At 64.7% G+C, this 6706-nt stretch carries 7 protein-coding genes; 5 read left to right on the plus strand and 2 right to left on the minus strand.

All coding sequences use genetic code 11. From position 1 onward, the window contains the following. Positions 1 to 466: 466 nt before the first annotated feature. Positions 467 to 925 (plus strand): hypothetical protein, encoded by a 459-nt coding sequence (locus AB0I53_RS48880; RefSeq protein ID WP_358617905.1) that lies wholly within the window; start codon positions 467 to 469, stop codon positions 923 to 925. 151 nt (positions 926 to 1076) lie between these two features. Here AB0I53_RS48880 and AB0I53_RS48885 read toward each other — a convergent pair whose 3' ends face one another. Next, complete coding sequence (locus AB0I53_RS48885; protein ID WP_358617908.1) at positions 1077 to 1634, minus strand: WhiB family transcriptional regulator; 558 nt, start codon at positions 1632 to 1634, stop codon at positions 1077 to 1079. Positions 1635 to 1981: 347 nt separating this feature from the next. On the opposite strand from AB0I53_RS48885, the gene AB0I53_RS48890 reads away from it, so the two are divergent. The 4 genes from AB0I53_RS48890 (at position 1982) to AB0I53_RS48905 (ending at position 5934) form a co-directional block, all read left to right on the plus strand. Continuing rightward, entirely contained in the window at positions 1982 to 2401 is a 420-nt protein-coding gene (locus AB0I53_RS48890; protein ID WP_358617911.1) for a helix-turn-helix transcriptional regulator, read from the plus strand. A 203-nt stretch (positions 2402 to 2604) separates the two neighbouring features. After that, positions 2605 to 3045 carry a CUE domain-containing protein gene (locus AB0I53_RS48895; RefSeq protein ID WP_358617921.1) on the plus strand — a complete coding sequence of 147 codons (441 nt, stop codon included), beginning with the start codon at positions 2605 to 2607 and terminating at the stop codon, positions 3043 to 3045. Continuing rightward, positions 3042 to 4622 carry an MAB_1171c family putative transporter gene (locus AB0I53_RS48900; RefSeq protein WP_358617913.1) on the plus strand — a complete coding sequence of 527 codons (1581 nt, stop codon included), beginning with the start codon at positions 3042 to 3044 and terminating at the stop codon, positions 4620 to 4622. The genes AB0I53_RS48895 and AB0I53_RS48900 overlap by 4 nt, the downstream gene beginning before the upstream one ends. A 121-nt stretch (positions 4623 to 4743) precedes the next feature. Next, positions 4744 to 5934, plus strand: coding sequence for an amidohydrolase family protein (locus AB0I53_RS48905; RefSeq protein ID WP_358617916.1), 1191 nt, complete (start codon positions 4744 to 4746; stop codon positions 5932 to 5934). A gap of 426 nt (positions 5935 to 6360) precedes the next feature. Here AB0I53_RS48905 and AB0I53_RS48910 read toward each other — a convergent pair whose 3' ends face one another. Then, on the minus strand, positions 6361 to 6609 hold the full coding sequence (locus AB0I53_RS48910) for a hypothetical protein (RefSeq protein ID WP_358617919.1): 249 nt from the start codon (positions 6607 to 6609) through the stop codon (positions 6361 to 6363). Between the last annotated feature and the right edge of the window lie 97 nt (positions 6610 to 6706).

Consider the following 6706-nt stretch of genomic DNA (forward strand, 5'->3'; position numbering starts at 1 on the left):
GCCGCGCCAAGCCCGACCTGCTCCGCAAACGCATCCTGCTCAGCGACTGAGCCCCGGGCCAGATTCACGGAAACCGTGCCAGAGCCAGTATTCACCCGCCCGCGACACCAACGCTACACATGGACGATCTCCTGCCATGACGCACTGGCAAGAAAGGCTCGGCTGCACGTGGGGTTGGCGCCGACCGGAGTGACGCTGACTGCGCCCCGGCCCGGGCCAATCACATTGACGCCGATGGAAGCTGGGCGACTGCGAGCCGCCGTACGCGAAGCCATCTCGACGCACGCTCCCCTGGCCGCACAAGGAGTCCGAACCCGCCATCGCCGGACCGAAACACCGCTATTTGGGGTGTTCTTCGAGTTCGGCATGGACCACCAATCCGCACACGCGAAGACCGGGAACTGGCCATCGTCAAGCGAGGAACAGGAAGGCCACCATGCCACCCCAGCGCAGAAGGATTCTCGGCATGTCGCCAAGGGAAGCCGCCAATGCCCAGCGGCTTGATCTTATCGCCGCCGCGGACTGGTACCGACTGAAGTTGGGCTGGTCGGTGACCTTCGATGCAGCGCACCGCCGCTTGGTCCTGCGCACCGGCGACGCAGTCGACGCCGTGGCCCTGCCGGACTGGCTGGCCGCCCCGGTCGTCCAGGACCTCGAACGAAACCTGCAAGCAGGACCGGTGTGCATCGACAGCACCAAGACCTGGTGGAACGTCCTCACTGGACCTTGCCCACGTGCGCACGCCGACATCTCCCCGAAGTTGCGCAGCCGGCGAGTACACGCCATCCCGCGCGGCGGACAGGTCGTCGTTCCCCACCCACTGGACAGCTGCCATTGGCGTCGTGCACCGGAACCGGGGAACCCGCTCTCACCGTGGGCAACCGTGATTGCCGCAGCGAACCGAGCCGTTCACAACTCCCACTAACGACTACGAACAAATAGCAGAACGTCGAGCGTGCGCGCGTCACTCACCCGCAGCACACGCTCCGCAAGGGTCGAGCCGCCCCAATGCACCCCTCCACCGTTGGGGCGGCTCCCCACCTCGCCGGGACGCGGTGCGGGAACGCAAATGCTGTCTAAGCGATACATCCGTTCGGATAACGGCATACATCCGCGTCAAGCATGCGCCGAGCACGTCGGTCGAGCTCGGCAGGGAGAGGCAGATCGACCATCACTCGGGGGCCCGCCGCGTCAAGCTCCTCGAGCAGACTGCGCGCTAACCGGATCGCGTCGGGCCGGCGTTCAAGGCACTGCGTTGCGTGCCGTATGGCATGGCGCCTGTCACGCGCGCATACACCGCCCCAGATGCCCCAGCTCTCGCCCTCATCGAGCTCGTAGGAGAGTGCGACAACGAGGCAGTCGACTCGAACTGGGCAGCCTCCGCATGCCCACCGTGCTTGGTGCCGTTGATGACTCAGGGAATCGGCGCCGCGAGCAGGCTCTGGGAACCAATCGTCGCGCGTGGCGTTGATGCATCGTCCTTGGCAGTTTACTCGTCTTTCTAGATCGCGAAGCACAGCGAACCCCCCGATGTTCACAGCCGCTTTCAGCCGATGCGTTTCGCGACGCACCGCGGATACGTGACTAGCGCACGCAACGTGGAAGACGCTGAGGAGTGGTCTCGCGCGCTGCACCGGCCAGGCTTACCGACCTAGGACCAAGCGGCTGCTGTTGTGAAACGGCCTCTGCTGAGAACTTGAGGCCCATCGTCGACGTCGACTCCTTCTCATTCGTGGCCTGGAGGCTCTCTGCACTGGTTAGCTGGTTCGGCCAACACGCTGCGGTGATCAGCGCGTGGCGTGCGCGGGCGTGGCGGCTGTCGCCGCACAGAGCTCCGCGCCGTGCACTTGTCCGCTATAGAGGACTTTGATCGATCGAAAGTAAGCCGTTGAGATCGAGGTGTCAACTCGACTGAACTGGGGTCTTGCGCGAGTCCGCTATGAGGGACACCCTGGAGAGGTAGTGGAAGGAGGTGTCGTCGATGGAGGCCGAACGGGGCGAGGGCCAGGACACGTTCGCGGAGAAGCTTGATCTTCTGTTTGACAGCGTCAGGCGTGAGGATGGCGGGCGGTACTCGGTCCGGGAGGTCGCTAAGGCCTGTGGCATGTCCAAGACGCATCTCTACAACCTCCGCAGCGGTGACCGGGAACCCAGTCATGCCACGGTGAAGACGCTGGCGGAGTTTTTCGATGTGCCGTTGGACTTCTTCGCCGATAGCGAGCGTGGGCGCGAGTTGAAGTCGCAGTACGCGTTGCTTGCGAAGTTCGGTGAGGGAAAGCTTCGCGCGCTGGCTCGTGGCGCGGAGCAGCTGTCGGCGGAGTCGATGAACAACGTGCTGGCTTTCATCGAGTTCGAGGCCAGCCGCCAGAAGAAAACATCTCACGAACACTCGTCTGAGTGACGCTGCGTCCTTGTCGCTGTCGGTTGATGACCATGCGGCGACACTGGATCTCCGCACTCGGCGCGGGTGCCGCGACGTTAGTTGGGGGTGAGCTTGTTGTGGGAAGGTGGCGGGAGTCTCGCCAGTACCGGTCGGCGGAACGGGCGCTACGGCGGCGTCTCCGTCAGGATCTCGCTGGTCTCGGTATCGAGGAGCCGGTGGACATGGGCGAGGTCTGCAGGCGGCTGAGCGTCCAGCGCGGCAAGCCGATTCGGCTGGTGGCGTATCCGTTTGCGGTTCCCGGCCCGTTTGGCTGGTGGGGCAGCACGCCGGACGCCGACTACATCTTGTATCAGGCCGAGACAACTCCCGCGCATCAGCAGCACATCATCGCGCACGAACTGGGCCATCTCCTCGCCGACCATCAGCCGGATCCGGACGAGGACTCGTTGTGGGCAACGATGATGCCGGACATCTCGCCGGAAGTGATTCGTCGCGCGCTTCGCCGCACGTCCTACGACACCCTGCAGGAACAGGAAGCGGAGATTGCGGCGACGATGCTGTTGGAGGCCGCCGCAGTCGTCGAATGTGTTCAGCTTCCCGCTCTTTCTCCGCGTGCCGGCCGAGCTCAGCGCGCTCTCGGTGACCGGCTGGTCTGGCTGTGATCCTGGAAGGGCTCGTCGCGGCGGCACTGAGCCTCGCGTTGCTGTGGTGCTTGCACCGGCTCTGGCGCACGCCGCGGGATCGTGCGCTGTGGATGGTGTCCGCCTGCCTGGCCTTCATGGCGCTCAGCTACCCGCTGGGCTGGCTTGCCATTGCGGCCACAGAGGGTTCTGTTGTCCAGCACGGTGTCCCGAAGCTGCTTCACAACGCAGTGATCATGTCCGGGTACTTCTTCCTGATGCTGTTCTTCCTGTTCTCGGCAGCCCCAGCAGGTAAGAACGTCGGGCGTCGGGCATGGCGAGAGGTCATCCCGCTAGCTGTCGTCGTGATCGTTCAGATCGTGTCGATGGCTGTGACTCCCGAGCAGCTGCGCGATCACAGGTTCTCCTCGACCGACCTGCATATTCCCGGGATCGCCGGTTTCTACTTCGTTGGCGCGGCCTATCTCGTCTATGCGCTCATGCAGGCCGCGCGGTTCGCATTGCGGTATGCCGCCGAGTCGGGTCGACGCGTGCGCGTCGGTTTGCGGATCGCCGCCGCCGGGCTCGGAATCCGCGCTGTGAGTGGCTCGCTGCGGGTGCTACTCATCGTCGTCTCCTGGTTCGGCGGAAGTCTTCCCGATGCTTTGCGAGACGCGACGGGGAAGCTGGCTGCTGTCGGTGGTGGGGTGTTCGTCCTGGGCGTGCTCTGCCCGGCGGTGCTGCTGCGGTTGGCTACCGTGCGGGTGTGGTGGCGGCACCGGCGTGCTTACCGGCAGCTGCGGCCGTTGTGGGAGGCACTCAACGCGGTATATCCGAAAGATGCTCTTGATCGCCGACCGCGCAGCCTGTGGCGGGAGCGTGTGTCTCCCCGCCGGGTCCGGCGGCACTACTGGCGTCGCGTGATCGAGATCCGCGACGGGCTGGTCCAGCTCAGCCCGCATCTGGCGGACTTCGGATATGACTCGGGCCGCCCTACAGGTCAGCAGGTCACCGCCGTCCAGCACGCGTTGCGGCATCGTCGCGACGGCTTGCCGGCAACCACGACCTCCGCGGTCCTGGTGGCCGCGCCGGCACACGTCGACAACGTCGAAACCGATGTCGCCGAACTACTGGCCTTGAACCGGCACTTCGTCCCGAACGGATCTGACGCGGCCCGCGATCCAGACACAGGGCTACAGCAACGCAACGCACTCATGATCGGCAGAATCAGGGAACAGAAACCCGCCCCCTACGCAGAACGCCGGTACGTCCTGCGCGTTCTCTCAGTCCGAGGGCGCAACACCGGCGAGATCCGGACAGTTCCGGTTGCGGTCACTCAGCTCGATGGCCGGTGGTACGTGTGCTCCCCGCATCGCCGGCGCGATTGGGTCCGCAACCTGCTGGCCGCCGGCCAGGCGGAAGTCGAGCGCGACGAGCATCCTGTGTATCGCGCGACTCTCGTCGAGGGCCATGAAGCGGCCCGGGTCATCCGCACCTACGTCAACGCGCTCGGGACCAGCTCGATGGCATGGCCATTCCCGCCCGGCGCCGCTGTCAGTGAGATTCGCGCCCATACCGGCACGACCGCCGTCTTCCGCCTCGAATCCCACCGAGGGTGATCAGTGCGGCCCTACGCTCAGCAGTCTTGCTCGGCCGAGCAAGCTCGCAGCTCAAAGGGCTCCGACTACCTGGCTTGTCAAGGAAACGAACCTGTTCGCACAGCGCGGAAAGGATGACGACGTGCAGCAGCTGATCAGCGCCAAGCAGGTGCTCATCGGGCCAGCCCACCAGCGAATCCAGGACGGCGCAGTCCTGATCCAGGACGACACCATTCTGGCGGTAGGGCCACGGCACCACGTCGAACAGCGAGCCGACAAGCAAGCACGGCGCCGGGACTTTCCGAATTCCACCGTGCTGCCGGGGCTGATCAATAGCCACGTCCACCTCTGTTTCGACACCAGCCCCCAGTTCCTCGACGCGGTGCAGCAGACCGAGGACGCGGACCTGCTTCTCGGCATGGCCGGTCGAGCGCAACAAGCCCTCGCAAATGGCATCACCACGGTCCGGGACCTCGGTGACCGCGGTGGCCTATCCATTCACCTCCGCGATGCCGTCGCACGCAACGATCTGCCCGGTCCTCGCATCCTGGCCGCAGCGGCGCCGCTGACCATCCCCGATGGGCACTGCCATTTCCTCGGTGGGGCGGTCTCCGGCGAAGCCGAGATTCGCCAGCTGGTCCAGCACAACGCCGCATTGGGCGCGGATGTCATCAAGGTCATGGCCTCCGGTGGCCAGATCACCCCGAGCTCGCCGCCGATGTGGGCATCGCAATTCACTGCCACGGAGCTGGCGATCATCGTCGAAGAAGCCTCCCAGCTCGGACTGCCGGTCGCCGCCCACGCGCACGGGACCGAAGCGATCGCCGCGTCGGTCGCCGCCGGGGTCTCCACCATTGAGCACTGCTCCTGGCAGAGCGCCAACGGGCCGGACCGCCGTGACGACGTCGCGAAACAGATGGCCGACAAAGGCATCTACGCCTGCACCGCCTTGAGCGGGAACTGGCGCTCGATCATGGAACGGCTAGGCCCGGAGGGAACGGAGGTGATGTACGGGCGGCTGGTCTGGCTCGCCGAACTCGGCGTGCCGCTGATCATCGGCACCGACGCCGGCCTGCCCGGGTCCTGGTTCGACGACTTGGTGGGAACCATGGAGCTCTTCGAATACCTCGGCTTCCCCAATGACCGCACCATCGACATGGCAACGACCATCAGCGCTTCAGCACTCGGCATCGCCGACCACGTCGGACAACTGCGGCCCGGCTACTCCGCCGACCTGATCGTGGTCGACGGCGACCCCCTTGCAGCCCTCACGCACCTTCGACACCCGCAACTCGTGCTCACCCGCGGACGCGAGTTCCACTCCTCGAGCTGACCGGAGCCCGAAGCTAAGAATATCGGCAAGCTTGTTTATCGAGGCTGTGCACGTGGCGTCCGGGCAGGGACCGAGCTACCGCGGCGGCCACAGGACAGCTGGCCGGAATGCGAACGCTTGACCCAGTCCCGGCAGAAGAACTGTTACAGGGTTCGTCGAAGGCAGCATCAAGCTGCCACGGCGTAGCCGCACGATCTGAATCTCGCTCGCCGTTGGCCGGCATCAAGCATGTACGGGCACACGCATCTCGGTCATCACTCTCACGAATGCAGATCGTTGTCACCACGCGGGCAAAGAGGGGTCATGGCCATCGCCGCCTAATCTTCGGCCGGCAATGGTGGCGTGCGGCGGTGGACGCAAGGTGCAATCCGTGCTGTTCGAGGTGCTCCAAGCGCGCTTCAGCCAGGCAAGCGTGGGCCAAGGTGCTCACTGTCGAGTCCTGTCATCAGTGCGCCCCTCATCCTGGTCCGGTCCGGTAACGGGGAACGGCTCGAAATTGCTATCCAGCCCGATCGGCGTGTCGTCCTTGCTCCACGACTTCAACACTTCCCCGCGAGCCTTCTTCTCCTCGATGCGCCGGATTGCTTCATCGGTTCTCTTGCGGACTTCCGGGTCAACATCCTCAGGTTTCGGCAAATATTGACGGAACAACTCTTTCCGCTCTTCCGAAGTCATGACTTACTGACGTTCGTGATCTAGGGTGACGGTCGTGTGTGATCATGACTGACTGTGTCGGTGATCAAGCAGGGTGTGCCGGTTCGTCGGGATCGGG

The sequence above is a fragment of the Saccharopolyspora sp. NPDC050389 genome, assembly GCF_040655595.1.
Taxonomy (GTDB): Bacteria; Actinomycetota; Actinomycetes; order Mycobacteriales; family Pseudonocardiaceae; genus Saccharopolyspora.

Excerpts from the sequence above, each read along its gene's own strand:
- AB0I53_RS48880 (WP_358617905.1), top strand. The coding sequence starts at position 467 with ATGTCGCCAAGGGAAGCCGCCAATGCCCAGCGGCTTGATCTTATCGCC.
- AB0I53_RS48890 (WP_358617911.1), top strand. The coding sequence starts at position 1,982 with ATGGAGGCCGAACGGGGCGAGGGCCAGGACACGTTCGCGGAGAAGCTT.
- AB0I53_RS48895 (WP_358617921.1), top strand. The coding sequence starts at position 2,605 with ATGGGCGAGGTCTGCAGGCGGCTGAGCGTCCAGCGCGGCAAGCCGATT.
- AB0I53_RS48910 (WP_358617919.1), bottom strand. The coding sequence starts at position 6,609 with ATGACTTCGGAAGAGCGGAAAGAGTTGTTCCGTCAATATTTGCCGAAA.